The 18,233-nt window shown below is 51.8% G+C and carries 20 protein-coding genes; 12 read left to right on the forward strand and 8 right to left on the reverse strand.

Annotated elements, in window-relative coordinates; translation table 11 throughout:
- The first annotated feature begins 13 nt into the window (after window positions 1–13).
- A complete protein-coding gene (locus IAE30_RS02870) occupies window positions 14–214 on the forward strand; it encodes a hypothetical protein (protein ID WP_200678283.1) in 201 nt (66 codons plus the stop codon).
- Window positions 215–330: 116 nt separating this feature from the next.
- Here IAE30_RS02870 and IAE30_RS02875 read toward each other — a convergent pair whose 3' ends face one another.
- The gene (locus tag IAE30_RS02875) at window positions 331–723 is read right to left on the reverse strand and encodes a YgiW/YdeI family stress tolerance OB fold protein (protein WP_200678282.1); all 393 of its coding nucleotides are present in this window, start codon (window positions 721–723) and stop codon (window positions 331–333) included.
- A 387-nt stretch (window positions 724–1,110) separates the two neighbouring features.
- On the opposite strand from IAE30_RS02875, the gene IAE30_RS30275 reads away from it, so the two are divergent.
- The gene (locus IAE30_RS30275; RefSeq protein ID WP_255352476.1) at window positions 1,111–1,236 is read left to right on the forward strand and encodes a hypothetical protein; all 126 of its coding nucleotides are present in this window, start codon (window positions 1,111–1,113) and stop codon (window positions 1,234–1,236) included.
- 71 nt (window positions 1,237–1,307) lie between these two features.
- Here IAE30_RS30275 and IAE30_RS02880 read toward each other — a convergent pair whose 3' ends face one another.
- A complete protein-coding gene (locus IAE30_RS02880; RefSeq protein WP_234465385.1) occupies window positions 1,308–1,562 on the reverse strand; it encodes a hypothetical protein in 255 nt (84 codons plus the stop codon).
- A 208-nt stretch (window positions 1,563–1,770) separates the two neighbouring features.
- Here IAE30_RS02880 and lepB point away from each other — a divergent pair, with 208 nt between their 5' ends.
- The gene (lepB, locus tag IAE30_RS02885; protein ID WP_200678279.1) at window positions 1,771–2,706 is read left to right on the forward strand and encodes a signal peptidase I; all 936 of its coding nucleotides are present in this window, start codon (window positions 1,771–1,773) and stop codon (window positions 2,704–2,706) included.
- A gap of 41 nt (window positions 2,707–2,747) precedes the next feature.
- On the opposite strand, the gene IAE30_RS02890 is transcribed toward lepB, so the two are convergent.
- Complete coding sequence (locus tag IAE30_RS02890) at window positions 2,748–2,933, reverse strand: general stress protein (protein WP_200537500.1); 186 nt, start codon at window positions 2,931–2,933, stop codon at window positions 2,748–2,750.
- A 199-nt stretch (window positions 2,934–3,132) separates the two neighbouring features.
- Between IAE30_RS02890 and IAE30_RS02895 the strand changes: the two genes are divergently transcribed.
- The 4 genes from IAE30_RS02895 to IAE30_RS02910 all read left to right on the forward strand — a co-directional run bounded on the left by IAE30_RS02895 (window position 3,133) and on the right by IAE30_RS02910 (window position 8,069).
- Complete coding sequence (locus IAE30_RS02895; RefSeq protein ID WP_200678277.1) at window positions 3,133–3,735, forward strand: LuxR C-terminal-related transcriptional regulator; 603 nt, start codon at window positions 3,133–3,135, stop codon at window positions 3,733–3,735.
- 133 nt (window positions 3,736–3,868) lie between these two features.
- Complete coding sequence (locus IAE30_RS02900) at window positions 3,869–4,591, forward strand: YoaK family protein (protein WP_045832653.1); 723 nt, start codon at window positions 3,869–3,871, stop codon at window positions 4,589–4,591.
- A gap of 205 nt (window positions 4,592–4,796) precedes the next feature.
- A complete protein-coding gene (gene bglF / locus IAE30_RS02905) occupies window positions 4,797–6,659 on the forward strand; it encodes a PTS beta-glucoside transporter subunit IIABC (RefSeq protein WP_200678276.1) in 1,863 nt (620 codons plus the stop codon).
- Between the two features lie 15 nt (window positions 6,660–6,674).
- The gene (locus IAE30_RS02910) at window positions 6,675–8,069 is read left to right on the forward strand and encodes a glycoside hydrolase family 1 protein (RefSeq protein ID WP_045814543.1); all 1,395 of its coding nucleotides are present in this window, start codon (window positions 6,675–6,677) and stop codon (window positions 8,067–8,069) included.
- Between the two features lie 30 nt (window positions 8,070–8,099).
- On the opposite strand, the gene licT is transcribed toward IAE30_RS02910, so the two are convergent.
- A complete protein-coding gene (gene licT, locus IAE30_RS02915; RefSeq protein WP_200678275.1) occupies window positions 8,100–8,963 on the reverse strand; it encodes a BglG family transcription antiterminator LicT in 864 nt (287 codons plus the stop codon).
- A 447-nt stretch (window positions 8,964–9,410) separates the two neighbouring features.
- Between licT and fliD the strand changes: the two genes are divergently transcribed.
- From fliD to IAE30_RS02935, 4 genes are all read left to right on the forward strand, one after another.
- Window positions 9,411–10,829, forward strand: coding sequence for a flagellar filament capping protein FliD (gene fliD, locus IAE30_RS02920; protein WP_200678269.1), 1,419 nt, complete (start codon window positions 9,411–9,413; stop codon window positions 10,827–10,829).
- Between the two features lie 144 nt (window positions 10,830–10,973).
- Window positions 10,974–11,582, forward strand: coding sequence for an ATP-dependent Clp protease proteolytic subunit (locus IAE30_RS02925; RefSeq protein ID WP_200537506.1), 609 nt, complete (start codon window positions 10,974–10,976; stop codon window positions 11,580–11,582).
- A 25-nt stretch (window positions 11,583–11,607) separates the two neighbouring features.
- On the forward strand, window positions 11,608–11,922 hold the full coding sequence (locus IAE30_RS02930; protein ID WP_045814547.1) for a helix-turn-helix transcriptional regulator: 315 nt from the start codon (window positions 11,608–11,610) through the stop codon (window positions 11,920–11,922).
- Window positions 11,923–11,984: 62 nt separating this feature from the next.
- A complete protein-coding gene (locus IAE30_RS02935) occupies window positions 11,985–12,254 on the forward strand; it encodes a polyketide cyclase (protein ID WP_370585458.1) in 270 nt (89 codons plus the stop codon).
- On the opposite strand, the gene IAE30_RS02940 is transcribed toward IAE30_RS02935, so the two are convergent.
- The gene (locus IAE30_RS02940) at window positions 12,251–12,658 is read right to left on the reverse strand and encodes a MarR family winged helix-turn-helix transcriptional regulator (protein ID WP_200537508.1); all 408 of its coding nucleotides are present in this window, start codon (window positions 12,656–12,658) and stop codon (window positions 12,251–12,253) included. The two genes, IAE30_RS02935 and IAE30_RS02940, sit on opposite strands and share 4 nt — an antisense overlap.
- An 81-nt stretch (window positions 12,659–12,739) precedes the next feature.
- Between IAE30_RS02940 and IAE30_RS02945 the strand changes: the two genes are divergently transcribed.
- Window positions 12,740–14,515, forward strand: coding sequence for a chloride channel protein (locus IAE30_RS02945; RefSeq protein ID WP_200537509.1), 1,776 nt, complete (start codon window positions 12,740–12,742; stop codon window positions 14,513–14,515).
- Window positions 14,516–14,551: 36 nt separating this feature from the next.
- Here the strand turns inward: IAE30_RS02945 and IAE30_RS02950 are convergent, their stop codons facing one another.
- The 3 genes from IAE30_RS02950 to IAE30_RS02960 form a co-directional block, all read right to left on the reverse strand.
- Window positions 14,552–15,748: an MFS transporter gene (locus IAE30_RS02950; protein WP_200678267.1), complete on the reverse strand. Its 1,197-nt coding sequence runs from the start codon at window positions 15,746–15,748 to the stop codon at window positions 14,552–14,554.
- Between the two features lie 78 nt (window positions 15,749–15,826).
- The gene (locus IAE30_RS02955; protein ID WP_200537511.1) at window positions 15,827–16,378 is read right to left on the reverse strand and encodes a TetR/AcrR family transcriptional regulator; all 552 of its coding nucleotides are present in this window, start codon (window positions 16,376–16,378) and stop codon (window positions 15,827–15,829) included.
- Between the two features lie 80 nt (window positions 16,379–16,458).
- Entirely contained in the window at window positions 16,459–18,096 is a 1,638-nt protein-coding gene (locus tag IAE30_RS02960; RefSeq protein WP_200537512.1) for a methyl-accepting chemotaxis protein, read from the reverse strand.
- Between the last annotated feature and the right edge of the window lie 137 nt (window positions 18,097–18,233).

Raw genomic sequence — 18,233 nt, forward strand, 5'->3', positions numbered from 1 at the left:
TATGAGGTAATTTATGAAAAATCATAACGAAAATGAGCAACGTAAAAGGGAAGGTAATACGCATAAAAAGCTACCTGAGGCGGACCTTTATGCAGTAAATGCTCTTGAAGAAGCAGATCATCCTGCCAAAGATAATCCGAAAGATCATGGAGAGATCCCTCGTACACGCGATGACAGTAAAGATCACAAACATGATCCTTTTCAGGACAAATAACATGTTTGAAACGGGGTTGGATGTTTGCGTACAGCAATAACCCACAGGGTATTAAATAATGCGAGAGGAAGTTACCTCAGCCAGTATGGCATGGCTGAGGTGTGCCTATGATAGGATCAAGGTTCATCTATTCTTGAGACTTTTAGATGAGCATTTTCTCCTTTACCAAAGACTTTACCGCTGACTCGCACTTTATCCTCAGCATTGAAGGTTTTTCCCTTAAAAGTAGTGAGCGGTGCATCGATATTTACCGTGCCGGAACTGTCTCGGAATTGATAGGTATCGCCTTTAATCTTATGGGTGATGTAGCCTTCAAGCGTGCTATACCCACCCTGACGAAAGTCTTTTATCAGCGTCACTGGGGTTTCTGCCGTATCTTCAGAGCCTTTATAACCGGCATCCTCCTTATTTTGTGGCGGTGGCGTTTTACCTGGCTCAAAACCTCCCTTTTCAGCGTGAGCCCCGAAACTCAATGACAACATTAATGCAACCCATGCAGCTTTATGCATATCTCATCTCCGAGATGAATGTCTAATACTTAAGCCTGGCACAAATGAGGGAGAGTAAACGCAGCCGCAGAATAATAACTTCATTTTTAATTCTTCATTAAACGGCGAAAACTGTGGATAAGCAGTAGCTTGAAAGAAAATACCTCGTTTTAATGTGAGGGACATTGTGCACTAAGATTTTAAAACGAGTGATTTATTAGATTTAGTTTTTCAAACTGAGATCCAGTGATAAACGAAGCATGTAGTTAAGAAAACTCACTTTACTAGTCGCGGCTAGTTTTTAAAAAATATTTTACGCTTGTTTCACATAATCGGTTATCTAGTGCATCGCTTTAATCATCACCTAACTAAACTACCTATACCCAATCAGGGTGAATGGAGGTATGTATGTCAGAACGTCCAGATCCAGATGATGTTAAGCCACTGCCTGGCGACGATTTGCCTTTACCCGATGAAGAAGACGATGAGACTGACGATCGTGGCTTACCTGATGATCAAAAACCCATTATCTGATTCTCAATACAGAGCCGCTGCTGCGGCTCTTTCGTTCTATCTGAAGGTAAGTTTTGTTACAGAACAAAGGTTCAATCATTGGATGATGTATCATCTTTGATGTATTGCCGCATCGCTTCATGCATAGCACGATTACGATCTACCTCAAGTCCGCGCTCTTCATACTCTTTAGCCATGTTAATAATGACTTCATCGTACTTACCTTTGAAGCTAATGTTATTCAACGCAACCTGTTTAATCATCAGTTCGCGCAATACATCGGTTTCAATTTTTAACCGCTGCACGGTTTCCTCAAGTTCCTTTATTCTCTCTTCAGCTGACATCATCGCTCCCTATTAAAGTATGTTGATTAAGCAAGCCACGGTATTGAAATGAATATCGCATTGAAATGCTTATAACTCAAGCCTCTGCTTTTCAGTTTGAATAAGCGAGCCGTAAAGCACAGATGTGAGAGCAATAGCTTATTGTTTGGTTTATATTCACGGCGCATATTAACGACCCGCATTGATGACGCTGAAGCGCTGGAACCTTCCTATGATGAACATCTTCGCCCTGATTCTGGCCATTGCTGTGATTTTTAGCGGCCTGAGTTGGGCATATAGGCTTTGCATTGTCTCTCGCGTCAACGTTGAGAAGAAAAAAGCAAAGTCCTCGCTCATGCAGCAGAGCCTATCCAAACGTCTTCCGGGCTGGCTGGATACGCCCGCATCGCTCTTTCCGTTGCTTGTCATCGTGTTACTGGTTCGGGCTTTTGGCTGGGAGCCTTTTCGCATTCCTTCTGGCTCCATGATGCCAACCTTACTCACCGGCGACTGGGTGCTGGCAGATAAGTATTCATACGGGCTGCGAAATCCATTCAATCAGAAAACGCTGCTGGCCACCGGGCACCCTCAACGCGGTGATATTGCGATATTTACGTTTCCTCAGGACGAAACGCAGTTGTTCATTAAAAGAGTCATCGGTTTGCCCGGCGACAAAGTGATATTCAATCCAGCGACACAACAGCTCACTGTTTTCCCTTTTTGCCAGGACAATCAATCTTGTGCACCTGCGCTAGCCATTGACTATAGTGCGCTCAAAGCGGGCGAGTTCGTCGAGACTGCCGGAGCGCATCCGGGCTTCTATGCCAGGCCCATTGGCGAGGAAAAGCCTGCTGAACAGCGTTTACTGATGCGCACTGAAACGCTGGCGGGGGTGACGCATCGCATTTTGCAGAAACCTGAATTTACTGTTTCAGCATCGACGTTTTTCCATCAACCCGGTCAGCAGCCCGGAGAGTGGGTGGTGCCGGCGGATAGCTATTTTATGATGGGGGATAATCGTAACAACAGCTATGACAGCCGCTATTGGGGTTTTGTCCCTGAGCCTAATCTGGTGGGCAAAGCGGTGGCGATTGGATTCAGCGTGGAAAAACAGGAAGGGCAGTGGCCGACAGGGTTGAGGTTAGATCGCATTGGGCGGATCCAATAAGAGGAGATGCCAGTCCCTGGCAGAACAAATCCTAAAGCGCTTTACTCAGACTTTGTTGGAGGACGGCGACTTATCTTGCCTCCTTTCCGACCCGCTTCAATGGCGCGTTCAGGATCGTTTCTGAAGTTGCCTCCACTGGCTTTGCCTCCCGCTTTGCCAGCTTCTCTTGCCCGTGCCGGATCGTTAGCAAAATTCCCTGCACCGCCTCTGTAGCTCTGTTGTTTCATAGGAAGACCTCATATCAATGTTCCGTGAGAGATAAGGACTAGCTAGTCACTCCATAATTTTAGTGCGCGATTGCGGCTTCGTCAGCGCGGGATAATTAATATTTTGTAGTCTTTATCGCACAAAAAAAGAAATGTTATCCGATTTAAAATAGCCACTAATCACGATTAAATGATTTTTTAAATTGTTTAAGTAATAAACATGAAAATATTAAATGTTGAAGCCAATTTCTGGGCCGCGCTTGGCTTAGAAAAGCTATTGATATCTGCTGGTTACCAATTCTTATCCTGCACCTCTTTATGTGATGCAAAAAAAACATTAATCGATCAATCCATCGAAGTGATGATTATTGAGTTAAAAACCGAAGCTGATGATATTGAATCTTCCTATACGTTCTTACGCCTGTTGCAGGCACTTTATCCTTGTATCCGCGTGTTGGTACTGACTGACATTAAAGATGCCGCGCTGCTTAATTTTCTTGCCCATGAATTTCATTCGGTTTTATTTCTGACAAAAAAAGCCTCATTAGCCAGCATTGTTCAAAACGTCAATATACTCGCTGAGAAGAGACCTCATACCTCAACACGAAGCCGTGTGCCTTCGCTCTCGCTGCAAGAATTTCACATGCTGAAATGGCTTGCCCGATACAGCAGTCAGCAGGACATTGCCTTGCGTGTCAGACTGAATAACAAAACCATCAGTCACTATAAGCGATCGATTTACGCTAAGCTGAATTGTGAAAATAATGTTGAGTTTCATCATCGGCTTACGCAATACGGGTTTAATCGAACCCCTGTCGATTAATACTTCCACTGACGTTGTCCCTCTCTCATGACACCTGTTACGCCCGGTCAGTAAATGGCGTCTTTTGCCTGAGGCTTGAGAATTCCGGCTCGCAGGAGGAAGATATTCCCCTTTGCCAGGGCCGGGAATAGCCATGCTGATCACTTCCGAAAACACGCGCACTTTTAATACGGATACCCGACTCGCCTGTACGCTGGCGGCCGTGGCGGGCGCGCTGAACACTGCTGCATTTGAAACCGTCGGTTTTTTCTCAGCCAACATGACGGGCAACGTCTCGTCACTGTCCGACCATTTGGCGAAAGCGAATCTGCACGTTGGATTGTTCTTCCTGCTGATCGTGCTGCTTTTTATCGCCGGTTCTTCAGTTTCGACCCTGATCATCAACTCCGGCCGCAGACGACAAATTCGCGGGATTTATGCCATCAATATCCTGCTGGAAGGCGTGGCATTATTAGCGCTAGGCGTCATTGAGAGTTGGTTCAGCTTTAGTGAATCGGGAGTACTGCTGGTTCTCAGTTTGAGTTTTTTGATGGGATTACAAAACGCCGTGGTGACAAGAATTTCCAACGCACGCGTGCGCACCACCCATGTCTCCGGTACCGCCACCGATATTGGCATTGAACTGGCCATGCTGTTTGATGTGCTACGCCGTAAAGAGTCCCCGAAAGATGCACCGCTCTATATCGAACGTTTAAAACTGCATTTCTTCACGGTGATGGCATTTCTGTTCGGCGGCGTGCTGGGTATTCTGCTGCTCAACGCGCTGAGCTATAAACTGTTAATTTTGATTGGCGTGATGCTTTCTGCACTCGCTTTGTCTGCATTACAACGTGCCGGACATCTACTGCACTCCTGAACAATAATTGACGTCCCTCACATTTCTCAGCGTGTTTTTAGAAAACTGCTTGCTACTTTTTGGCAATGCTCCGCAATATAATCGGCGTTAAGGATTGTTACTGTTCGGCAGGCAAAACCTGAGGCGCGCCCTTTCTCGATAGCAGAGGGCGCGCCTCAGGTTTTTTTTTGCGCGAAATTCGGGGCGTTTTGCAGGAGAAAGGAAGATGCAATATCAGGAACTGGCAGATGACATTGTGGCAGGCGTGGGGGGAAAAGAGAACATTATCAGCGTGATGCATTGCGCAACGCGCCTGCGCTTCAAATTAAAAGAGCGTCAAAAAGCGCATACCGCCGAGTTAAAAAATAATCCTGGCGTCATTATGGTGGTAGAAAGCGGTGGACAATATCAGGTCGTCATCGGCAACCAGGTTGCGGAGGTCTATCGCGCGTTAACGGCACGCTATGCACTCGATCGTGCCGACAACGTGGAGGACACTACGCCACAAAACCTGTTTGCCCGTTTTATCGATCTGGTTTCCGGCATCTTTACACCGTTTATTGGTGTGATGATTGCGACAGGCATCATCAAGGGACTGCTGGCGTTGGCGCTGGTGCTCGGTGTGATGGAATCGAGCAGCGGTAGCTACAAAGTGTTGTTTGTCGCCAGCGATGGCCTGTTCTATTTCTTGCCGATTCTGCTCGGCTACAGTGCCGGGAAAAAATTTGGCGGTAACCCCTTTGTCAGTATGGCGATTGCCGCAGCGCTGGTGCATCCATTAATTCTGGAAGCGATGCAACAGCAGCAGGCAGGAAAGCCACTGACCTTTGTGGATATTCCGCTGGAAATCCTCAATTACAGCTCCTCGGTGATCCCGATTATCTTTGCTGCGTGGGTCTCAAGCTTGATTGAGCGTTGGGTACATCCGCGTTCACCTGGCGCGGTGCGCAACTTTACGACGCCGCTGGTGTGCTTGTTAATCACCGTGCCGCTCACCTTTCTGGCCATTGGCCCAGCCGCGACCTGGCTCAGCCGCTTGCTGGCAGAAGGCTATCTGTGGATTTACAGCCTCAGTCCGATGATGGCGGGGGCGGTGATGGGCGCGATCTGGCAAATCTGTGTGATTTTCGGCCTGCACTGGGGCCTGGTGCCGATCATGCTCAACAATCTGGCTAACTTCGGTCACGACACCTTACTGCCATTACTGATGCCGGCGGTATTAGGGCAGGCGGGCGCGACATTAGGGATCTTCCTGCGCACGCGTGATATCAAACTCAAAGCGATGGCGGGTTCGGCGTTCACCGCCAGTATTTTTGGCATCACCGAACCGGCGGTGTATGGCGTCACGCTGCCGCGTCGTCGTCCGTTTATTTTCGGCTGTATCGGTGGCGCGCTGGGTGCCGCCATTCTAGGCTTCTGGCACACCACCATTTACTCCTTTGGTTTTCCCAGCATTTTCACCTTCATCCAGGTCGTGCCCTCAACAGGTCTTGATGTCAGTGTGCTGGCATCCTTTGCCGGTGCCCTGGTGGCGCTGATTTTTGCCTGTGTCATGACCTATGTGTTTGGGCTGCAGGAGTCCGCGCCTCCGTCCGCTGTGGCGGAACCCGTAGCCGCACCCGCAACATTGACGCGCCGTGAAAGCGTCGTCAGCCCGATGGCGGGGGAAGTGTTATCACTGGAAAAAGTCAAAGATGAGACCTTCGCTAGCGGTTTACTCGGCAAAGGCGCGGCCATTCTGCCGCAAGTGGGCCGCGTGGTGTCGCCGGTCAATGGCGTGGTTTCTTCGATGTTCCGCACCGGACATGCCATTGGACTGACGTCAGATCAAGGCGCGGAAGTGCTGATCCATGTTGGACTCGATACCGTAAAACTCGATGGGCAATATTTCCATCCTCAGGTGCAAAACGATCAGCCGGTGAAAATAGGTGACGTGCTGCTGGAGTTTGATATTGAGGCGATTAAAAGCGCTGGGTTTGACCTCACCACACCGGTGCTGGTGAGTAACAGTGATGATTTTATTGATGTGTTAACCCTGAACAACAGCGCGGTGAGTGAAGGCTCGCCGCTGCTGGCCGTGCTGAAATAACCAAGGAGCAAGTAAATGACTACACGTTTCCCGGATGCATTTTTATGGGGTGGCGCCGTTGCCGCCAATCAGGTGGAAGGTGCCTGGCAGGAGGGCGGTAAAGGGTTATCGACCTCGGATCTGCAACCTAAAGGGATTTTCGGCGCGCGCGTTGAACGCAGCGGCGACGATTTTGGCATCAAAGACACGGCGATTGATTTCTATCATCGCTTCCCGGAAGACATCAAGCTGTTCGCGGAAATGGGCTTTACCGTGCTGCGCACCTCGATTGCCTGGACGCGTATCTTCCCGCAGGGCGACGAGGCACAACCCAACGAAGAGGGGCTGGCCTTTTACGATCGTTTATTTGATGAGATGGCAAAGTACAACATTACGCCATTAGTGACATTGTCACATTACGAAATGCCGTATGGCTTGATTAAAAAATACGGTGGCTGGGGAAATCGCATCACTATTGATTGTTTCGAACGCTATGCGCGTGCGGTGTTCACTCGCTTCCAGCATAAAGTGAAGCTGTGGCTGACGTTCAATGAAATCAACATGTCGTTACACGCGCCCTTTACCGGCGTCGGCTTGCCGGAAGAGAGCGATCAACAGGCGATCTATCAGGCCATCCACCATCAGTTGGTGGCGAGCGGTCGCGCCGTGCGAGCCTGCCATGAGATTGTGCAGGACGGTAAGATCGGCAACATGCTGCTGGGTGCGCTGCTCTATCCGCTCAGCTGCCGTCCGGCCGATGTGCTGGAAACTCTGCAGCAGAATCGTGAGTGGTTATTCTTTGGTGATGTGCAGGTGCGCGGCGCCTATCCGGCATACATGAAACGCTTCTTCGCCGATCGCGGAATCACAGTCTCCATCACCGATGAAGACAAACGTGACCTGCAGAACACCGTGGATTACATCTCCTTCAGTTATTACATGACCGGTTGCGTCACCACGAATGAAGAAGAGAACCAGAAAGCGCAGGGCAATATCTTGTCGATGGTGCCTAATCCGCATCTGGCCAGTTCAGAATGGGGCTGGCAGATTGATCCAGAAGGGCTGCGTATCCTGCTTAACATCTTGTATGACCGCTATCAGAAGCCACTGTTTATTGTGGAAAACGGGTTGGGTGCCAAAGATGTGGTTGAGGCCGATGGCAGTATTAATGACGATTACCGTATCCAGTATCTGAATGATCACTTAGTGCAGGTGCGGGAAGCCATTGAGGATGGTGTGGAAGTGATGGGCTACACCTGCTGGGGACCGATTGACCTGGTCAGCGCCTCCAAAGCCGAGTTCTCTAAACGTTACGGTTTTATCCATGTTGATCGCGATGATGCAGGCAACGGTACGCTGGAGCGTTCGCGTAAAAAGAGCTTTTTCTGGTATCAGGACGTCATTCGCAGCCACGGCGCGGCCTTGAAATAACCTCTTTAACGGGCGCGCAGGCGCCCGTTTTCACGCCTCGTCTGCATCTTCCTGCAACGCTAAAGTCTCTTTGCGTACCCGCTCAATATGGATGGTGAGAAACATGCGCTCTTCAGCAGACAGGGCATAGCGGTATTTGTGCTGGATGTGGCTGTCGATCTTTAGCGCGCATTGATAGGCAATGGGATATTTATCGCGCACCACATCGTGCAAAGACTCATCTTCACTGCATACGCCGCGTTTCCCGAGCATGCGCTGGGCAAAAAACTTCAGGTGGTTGACGAAGCGGTTGTAGCTCAGGCTGTCGGTGCGGTAATCCAGCTGCAACCGGTACTTCACGATATGCAAAATCTCCTGCATAAATTGCGTCACGTGAGAGACATCGGCAAATTCACTGCCCAATTGTGCATTGACCAAATGCAGGGCGATAAAGCCCGCTTCATCGTCAGGCAAGGCCACATTAAGACGTTTGTCTATCAATGCCAGTGCTTCCATGCCAATCGCGAACTCTTTTGGATAGAGCGTTTTGATCTCCCACTTCAGTACATTGCGAATCGGCATGCCCTGCTGATGGCGCTCAATGGCGAAATGACAGTGGTCGCAAAGCGCAATCGAAAGGCTCTCATGCAGCGGCTGGCCCAGCTGTTGACGTGCATTGGCGATGATTAACTCGCTGGTGGTGATGACTTCCAGCGGGATGTCGGAAAGCAGTTCGCTGAGCCTGCCTGTCAGAGTGTCACTTTGCAAAGCGAAGACTTTCTCAATCTGTTGCGTATCCAGCGCATCACCCACGCGCTTCTGAAAAGCCAGCCCGCGCCCCATGACGACCTGTTCTTTGCCGTTCTCGCCCAGTACGACCACGACGTTGTTATTGAGGACCTTCGCGATTTTCATGTTTTATCTGCCCTGAAAAAGAAAAAACCTGACCCACCGGGAGGGCGGCGTGTCAGGTTTTGCCTGCGTTTGCACGCAGTAACAATCTGGCGAGATCATAAGCGGCTGCGTGATTCCGACAAGCGAGAGAGCGGTGATATGTGAGTTACGTCATGTTTTTGCGCCGCTGGAGACTCGTCACACGGGAGACCCTTCCGTCGCTATCTCGATTTTTGCCAAAATGCGCCGGTTGATGATGCGCAAAAGCCTGTGCGAAAGCGAAACGTAAAGAAACAATCGGCATCGCAGATCCTCTGGAAGGGGCGCTGGATGGGCGTTTTGCACCAATTCCGGGCGCCAGGTAAGGATATTCGTAAGGATAGCGTAAAGAAATGATCTGGTTTTCATTAAAGGTTTGCCTTAAGTCGCCGATAGTACCGTAACGTCAAAATAACAGGAGTTACGTACATGGCCGGGATTTCAACTTTAGGTGTGGGTTCAGGACTGGGTTTAAGTACCATTTTGGATAAGCTGACCGCCGCTGAAAAACAGTCACTGACACCGATTTCAAAGCAGCAGTCTGCCGCCACGGCGAAGCTTTCTGCTTATGGCACACTTAAAACCGCGATTCAGGCTTTTCAGACGGCTAACACCAAATTAAAAGATGCGAGTCTCTATACGGCGACCAGTACCACTTCCAGTTCGAGTGCATTTAGCGCGGATACCAATGGCAGCGCGCTGGCAGGGAAATACACCATCAGCGTGGATCACCTGGCGCAATCACAAACGCTGACCAGCGATGCGAAAACCGATGTCAAAGCGGCTATTGGCAGCGATGCGGCATCGCGTACCCTGAAATTTGTCACTGCGGATGGCAAAGAGAAGAGCATTACGTTAACCAAAGATCAGACATCCCTGACAGCGCTGCGTGACACCATTAATAAGTCCGATGTGGGTATCAGCGCCAGTTTGATTAAAGTATCGGGAACCGAGTATCGCCTGTCCTTGACTTCTAAGGCGACAGGGACAGACCATGCGGTGACATCTCTTAGCGTCACGGGTGATGATACGCTGCATGGTTTTATTGGATTTGATAAGTCCGATCAAACCAACAGTCACCTTATTCAGAGTGTGGAAGCGCAAAATGCCAGCCTGACCGTCAACAATGTGGCGATTCAAAGCAGCAGTAACACCATTGAAGACGCCGTGGAAGGGATTACGCTCAAGCTCAACGATCAGACGACCGGCACTCAGACATTGACCGTCAGTGCAGACACCAGCAAGGCGAAAAGTGCCATCACCGATTGGGTGAATGCCTACAATTCACTGCAAGATACGATGGGCAATCTTACCCGCTACACAGCGGTGGATGCGGGTAAAGAACCGGACAGCAAAAACGGTGCACTGCTGGGTGACGGCACGCTGCGTAACATCCAGACCCAGTTGAAGAGCATTATTGCCAACTCGTCCGGTTCGGGAGTCTACAAAACGCTCAGCCAGGCGGGTATTACGACCGATCCCACCGATGGAAAATTGAAGCTGGATGCGGACAAACTTTCCAATGCACTGAAAGTCAGGCCTGACGCCATTCGCGATATGTATACCGGTGATGGTAAGAAAACCGGCGTCACCACGGTACTGGATACCACTTTTACCGCGTTTCTGAGCAGTAAAGGCGTGATTCAGGGGGCGACGGATAGCATCAGTAAAAAACTGAACCAGCTGACCGATCAGTACAACACCACCAGTAAACGCATTGATGACAAGATTGCGCGTTACAAAACCCAGTTCACCAATCTGGATAAAGTGGTTAGCGTTCTGAATAGCACCAGCAACTATCTCACACAGCAGTTTGATAATATGACCAGCAGCAACAGCAAAAAATAGTTATTCCCGCGCTGCGGGCTTATCAGGGCACTTTTTCGTGCCCGAATGATGAATATCGTCGTCTATTTGCATTGAATCATACTCGCTCAATAGATAAGTAAGTGCTAATGTGTGTGCTATCCCCATTTTTTGCGGAGTGGTACCATGCTTGACATTAACTCAACGTCTTCTGAAGCTGCAGCAGCGTCCCTTAGCTCATCGTTGATGGAACATCTGATCAACGCCCGTAAGATCTTCATTACCGGCACCGTGGATGAAAAGATGGCGAAAGAGGTGGTGCAGCATTTACACATCCTGGCAGCGATTAATCACCAGCCGATTACCGTATTTATCAACTCTCCTGGCGGACATGCGGAATCCGGCGACATGATCTTTGATGCCATCCGATTTATCGCGCCGGAGGTCATCATGATCGGTTCGGGTTGCGTCGCCAGCGCCGGCGCGCTCATCTATGTGGCGGCCAAAAAGGCGCATCGTTACGCGTTGCCTAACACGCGTTTCCTGCTGCATCAGCCCTCAGGTGGCATGCAAGGCCCCGCCAGCAATATGCAAATCTACAGCAATGAGATCGTGCGTATGAAAAACCGTCTTAACCTCATCTTCGCTGACGCCACTGGGCAGCCAATCGAAAAAATCGAGCAGGATACCCAGCGCGATTTCTGGTTGAGTGCGGAGCAGGCGCTGGAATACGGTTTGGTGAACAAAGTGATCATCACCGAGCAGGAAATTGCGGCAGATTATCTTGCTGCTTAAATAAGCCAGTGCTAATGTCATCGACATGATTGAAAATGCGATATTCAAAGCACTGGCGGATCCGACCCGTCGTGCCATATTTGAAAAGCTGTCGGTGGGGCGCATGAATGCCACGGCGTTGCGCGACGGGATGGAGATCAGCCAATCGGCGATGTCTCAGCATCTCGCGGTGTTGCGGGGGGCGGGGCTGGTGCGTGAAGAGCGGCAAGGGCGCTTTGTGAACTATGAAGTCGATCCGGTTGGCATGACGTTTCTGGTCAACTGGTTAGCCAGGTATCGTGCGTTTTGGCCGACACGCATTGATGCCCTGAAAAGTTTGCTGAAGGATATGGACCAATAAGTGAAGCCGAGACAGCGATCGAACGTGTTGAGGAGTATCAACTGGACGCGCCACCGGAGAAAGTGTGGCGCGCCATCAGTATCGCCGAATACCGGGAAGCCTGGCTGCCCGATGCGGTATTAGCTGACGCTGAACCCCTTGCCTGTGAACCTGGCAAAGCGATCCGTTATCGTATGCGTGATGACACGCCCCCCTACCTGGAGAGCGAAGTGTCCTTCGTGATCGCGCCGGATGACGCCGGTGGCACCTTGTTGACCATTGTTCATCGCCTGAGCGATCCGCGTCTGCAAGCGGCTAACGATGGATTCAGTCCGCTCATGCTGGCCGCCTAACAGAACTGGTTAATCATTGAGAGCAGCATCGGTTTTAAGTTGCTCAACTCTTCCAGATGCGCGAGCGAGAGCGACTCCAGTAGCTGCTCCGCTTCTGCCGTCAATCGCAAAAAGGTTTTGCGCTGATCAGTTTGATCTGGCTCGCGTAGCACCAGTCCCGCCTCTTCTAACCGACTTAACAAGCCGGACGCACTGTGTGGTTTTAACATCAGACGCTCTGCCACATAACCCACTGTGGCGTTGCCCAACGCGGTACCGCGAATGGTCAGCAGTGCCTGGTGCTGTTGCGGCGTTAACCCTACGCTGCGTGCTTGCGTTTCACTGAAGGCCATAAAGGTGCGCAAGGTGGCGCGGAAGTCCGCCAGTAGCGCGTAATCGGCATCTTTCATTTTGGGTTGTGACATGTTGAAAACCTTTCTGCATTGAATTTATATCGCATTGCGATGTAAATTGCGCCTTTCGATAATGTAACCAGGAGCAACAAGATGCGGGACACGTTGTCCGATTCCTCACATCGGCCCAAACTTTCTGACCACACCGTGACGAAGCGAGTGATTATACTCGCGTTGATGGGCATTCTGATAGGAACCGGCGGCGCGTTCGGTGCCATTGTGCTGCTGCATCTAATCGCCCTGATGACCAATCTGTTCTGGTATCACCAGTTTTCCTTCGCCGAGCACGTGATGCCGGGCAACGCTGGCGCGCTCCACACGCTTGCGGCACCGGTGCTGGGCAGCTTGATTATCGGCGTCATGGCTCGCTTTGGTTCGGAGAAAATTCGCGGCCACGGCATTCCAGAAGCGATTGAGGCGATTCTCTACAGCGAAAGCCGCATGTCAGCCAAGGTGGCGGTGCTTAAGCCGCTCTCCTCCGCGGTGTCGATTGGTAGCGGTGGCCCGTTTGGTGCAGAAGGGCCGATTATCATGACCGGTGGCGCAATCGGTTCTTTGTTTGCTCAGTTATTTCATCTCAGTGCGGCCGAACGTAAAACCCTGCTGGTGGCGGGCGCGGCTGCGGGCATGACCGCCATCTTCAATGCTCCTATAGCAGCAGTCCTGCTGGCGCTGGAAGTGCTGTTGTTTGAGTGGAAGCCACGCAGCTTTATTCCGGTGGTCAGTGCGGTGTTGGTCTCCTGGTGTTGGCGCAACGCGCTAATTGGCACCGGCGCGATTTTCCCTTTCCCGTGGCTGGCTCATCTGCAACCGATGCAACTCATCGTGGCGGTGGGTATTGGCGCTCTGACTGGCGTGATCGCCGTGGCGCTGTCGAAAAGCCTGTATCGGCTGGAAGAGTGGTTCCATCAGTTGCCCGTCCACTGGATGTGGTGGCCCGCGCTGGGTTCCGTGGCGGTGGGTATTGGAGGCATTCTTCAGCCACGCGTTCTGGGTGCGGGTTATGTCAGTATCCAGAATTTGTTAGATGGCTCGCTGGCAATCAACATCATCATTTCGCTGCTGCTGGTAAAAAGTATCGTCTGGCTGATCTCGCTGGGTTCGGGGACTTCTGGTGGCGTGGTCGCTCCGTTGCTGATTATTGGTGGTGCGGTGGGCGCGGTGGTGGCGCATCTGCTGCCCGGCTACGGCGGGATGTTGGTGATGGCGGGTATGGCCGGTATTCTCAGCGGGGCTATGCGAGCACCGTTAACAGGGACGCTGTTTGCGGTGGAAGTCACAGGGCATTTTGACCTGCTGCCCGTGGCATTAGGGGCGGCAGTGGCGTCCTATGCGGTGAGCGTCTTGATGATGCCGCGATCCATCTTCACGGAACGACTGGCGCGTCGTGGACATCACATCGTGCAGGAGTATGCCACCGACACGCTGGAGACCACCAAAGCACGACAAATTATGACCGCCGCTCCAGCGACGCTATCGGCCTCAATGCCTTTGCAAGAGGTGATTGCTGTGATGAGCGATTTACATGCGCATCACCATTATCCGGTGGTGGATGCGCAGGGCAGATTTGTTGCGGTGGTGTCACGTAAGGAGATGATCCACTGGCAACTCCAGCAGCGTGCGATGGATATCAGCTTGCAGGCGTTGCTCAGCGACCAACCACAAATGAGCGCCCATCCCGACACCTTGTGCAGCCATATTGCGGATCACTTATTCAGTGAAGAGGTGGGTATGGTAGTGGTCACCGATGTTGAGTCAGGCGAGGTGAAAGGGGTTATCACCCGCCATGATATTTTCCGCGTGCGCTATTTGGCGCAAAAAGCAGAGAACTTTAAGGTGCGCTACTTAGGTTTGCGCAAGTCAGCTTAGTGTCAGCGGCAGAAGGCGGCCTGAGGGCCGCCTGATTTAAACGGATTGTTCAGCCTTTTTGAGGTCTCGGGAACCCGCCGCACCTGCGCACACCAACGCCAGCAGCACCATGATCAGTACCGGCAACATCGCCATGCGCAGACCCGCGTGTTCACCAATAAAGCCCAGGCCTGGCGGTCCCACCAGAAAGGCCAGATAGCCAAGCGTGGCGGCGATGGTCACGCGGACCGCGCTGTTTTGGCCGTCGCCCGCAGCGGAGACAGTCAGTGGGAAGCCAAGCGATGCGCCAATTCCCCAGAACAACACCGCCGCTGCCGCCAGCCATTGGTTGTTGGAGAAAATGACCATCGCCAGACCCAGGGCGGCTGAGAATGCGCTGGCGCGTAATACAAGCACACGCCCCACGCGGTCCACGACATATCCGCCAAGGAACCGTCCCACCGTCATGCCCGCGGTGAAACCTGCGTACACCAGCGTGCTTTGCGTGTGATTGAGATGATGACCATCGATCATCAGTAACGGCAGCCAGTCATTGGCAGAGCCTTCCGCCAGTGCCATCGCCAGGATCACCACCCCAAGGATGAGCAGTTGGCGGTCGCGCAGTTCTCGTCCAACTTGCGCCAGAAACCCCCCGCTGTGAGCCTGTTCATGTCGTTCGCTGTCGCTGGTGGCGGGTAAATGACGCAGTGCAGTGGCGACGATCAGCAGGTTCACCAGCACCACGGCGGCAAAGTGCCAGCTAATGCCGATATCCGCTGCCGTCATCGCAAGACCTGACAGAGCACCAATCAGCGTACCAAAGCTGAAGAAGCCGTGAATGGTGGTCATAATTGACTTGCCGATCAGCCGCTCAAAGGCTGCGCCTTCAACGTTTATCACCACATCGATTAGCGCTGTCCCTCCGCCCAGTAACACCAGGCTGGCGAACACCCCGTAAGCGTTATGCAGCAGTAGGGCAGCTAACATGACGGCGACGCCACTCAGCAGCAGCACAAAGCCATAGCGCATGACACGGCTGGTGCCACATTGCGCGATTAATTTTCCTACCAGCAACACGCACAGCATGGAACCACAGGAAAAGCCGAACAGGATAAGGCCCATCATCTCGGTGGAGGCATGCAAAATATCGCGCATAAAGGGCGTGCGACTAACCCATGAAGCCCAGGTGAAACCGGGTAAAAACATCAGGCCGTAAATCGCCCATTTGCCGCGTAGCTGTTGCTGTAAATTCATCACTGTCCCTTTTGTCGTACAGGTGTACGAGGTGATAATACAGAAATCGACGAAACCTGAACAGGCAGATTTCTCCGTTTAGCTTGCCTGATTATCGTCCTGCGCGGCGATATTGCGTACCGCGTTAAGAATCGTTGTGCGGCTGATCGGGGTATTATTGAGCAGGTTGTGAATGGTGAACCCTTCAATTAGCGCGTCGAGTGAACAGGCTGTTTCCATTGAAAAAAACAGGTGCAGGGATTCGCGGCTGCGTTGCATCCATTGCTGTAACAGTTCACGGAAGGGCTCTTTGCGCGCGGCCAGGGAATAAAGCTCAAAACTCAACACCAAATGACGCTTGCTGGCCCAGATATCACCACAGATCAGATCCACCACCGCGTCACAGGCGCTGGCTCGATCGCGCGCGGCATGCATACGGTCACGAAAAGATTGCGCAATGGTATCCACCATATGGCTAAAGGCGCCCATAAGCAGGATATCGGTTTGTGGAAAATGGTAGGTGAGGGTGCCTGGTGATAAGCCCGCTTGTTCAGCCACCCGACGATAAGTGGTGCCGCGCACACCCTGGTTAATAATCACCGTGAGTGTGGCTTCGAGAATGTCTGTTTTGATGTCGCTGTTGTCAGCCATGGAGCGTTCCCCCGTCCCTGAATCAGCGCCAAGGGTAACAGAAAGCCTTCCTGCGCGCGCGGCGCAGGAAGGGGCAGGGCTTAAAAACTCTGCCAGTCGGCGTCGTTCACCACGGTTAAACGCTGAGGTTTTGGCTGAGCGATTTTACGCAGAACAGGCTGTGGCACATCCATCGCATCGCTGACATGGAATTTACCCACCAGATGATTCAGGGTTCCCGCTTGTTCCTGCAGTGACTGCGAGGCTGACGCGGCTTGCTCGACCAGCGCGGCGTTTTGCTGGGTGACATCATCCATCTGATTCACGGCCTGTTGAACCTGCACAATGCCTTGGCTCTGCTCAACAGCCGCCGCTGCAATTTCACCGACCAACTGGCTGACCTGATGAATGGCCTCGTTCATGACTTCCATATTGCGGCCTACATCGGCAGCTTGTGTGGCACCCGATTCGGTCAATCGGTGCGACGCTTCAATCAATACTTTGATCTCGCGTGCCGCATTGCTTGAACGCTGTGACAGGCTACGTACTTCACCCGCGACCACGGCAAAGCCTTTACCGTGCTCCCCGGCGCGAGCTGCCTCAACGGCAGCATTGAGCGCCAGAATGTTGGTCTGGAAGGCGATACCTTCAATAATTGAGACGATCTCCGTGACTTTGCGCGAGCTGCCACGGATGTCATCCATCGTCGATAACATGGTGGTGAGCGATGTACCGCTCTTCTCTGATAAATCGCTGGCGTTGGCCGCTAACTGGCTCGCCTGGCGGGTGTTGTCCGCTGTCTGACGCACGGTCTCACTCAGCTCCGTCATACTGGCTGCTGTTTGTTCCAGCGATGCCGCTTGTTGTTCGGTGCGCGAAGAGAGATCTTCGTTGCCAGCTGAGATCTGCACCGACGCGCTGCTCACCGACTGCGACGCTTTACGCACAGAAGAGAGCGCCTCTGACACGCGCTGCATCAGAATATTGAACGCGTGCGCCATGTTACCCACTTCATCGCGGCGACTTTCATCGGCGCTCAGTGTCAGGTCGAGATTTTCACTGGCGGTCATCATCACCTGGCCCACCGCGCTCAAACTGCGACGAATACGCATCACGGTAAATAGGGAGAACAGACCGAAGATCACCACGGTTGCTGCTACACCCGCAACGGTGGTCCAGAAGACAAAATGGAAGGTACTTTGATTGGTGGCGCGCAATACGTCGCCTGCACGAATGTTAAGTGCCAGCTGGGTCTGGTAATCACTGATTAACTGACGAATGGCGGCACCTACACCACTGTTACCTTCCAGCAAACCCAGGCTCACTTCATTCTGGTGTGCACGTGAAGCCGCGAGGAAAGCAGGTAACTGCGACACAACGCGCTGAATGTTATCCAAAGCGACATTCGTCAGGCGCTTGTCCTCTTCATTGGAAATATCGTTCGCCATGTAGTCATCGGTCAGCGCTTTCAGTCCATTGATTTGCTTATCGATTTGCTTCTCAACTGCGGGCATGTTGCTGTCATGCAGTTGGCTTTGGTGTTTGTACAGCGTAATGGCTAACTGGTTACTTTGGTCGATCAGTTTGCCAATGTCTTTAATCGAAGGAATGGCGTTGGTTTGCACAAATTCAAATCGGTCCTGAAATCCTGACAACAGCGAGAGCGCAAGAATGGCCTGCAGGATGATGGCGCCAAACAACATGGAAAGGGTCAGCAAGAGACGCTGGGAGATGTTCATCTAATTATCCTTAATCTAAAAGCACCCCTGGTTCAGGAAAATCAGGGAATAGGGCAGATTAATAACCATCGGCAGATTGCGAGATTTAGTTAATTATTTTTTAGCGAGGAGTGATGGGGATCGGAAAATCCGCGGTG

Source organism: Pantoea sp. S61 (assembly GCF_016625145.1).
Classification (GTDB): Bacteria; Pseudomonadota; Gammaproteobacteria; order Enterobacterales; family Enterobacteriaceae; genus Pantoea; species Pantoea rwandensis_B.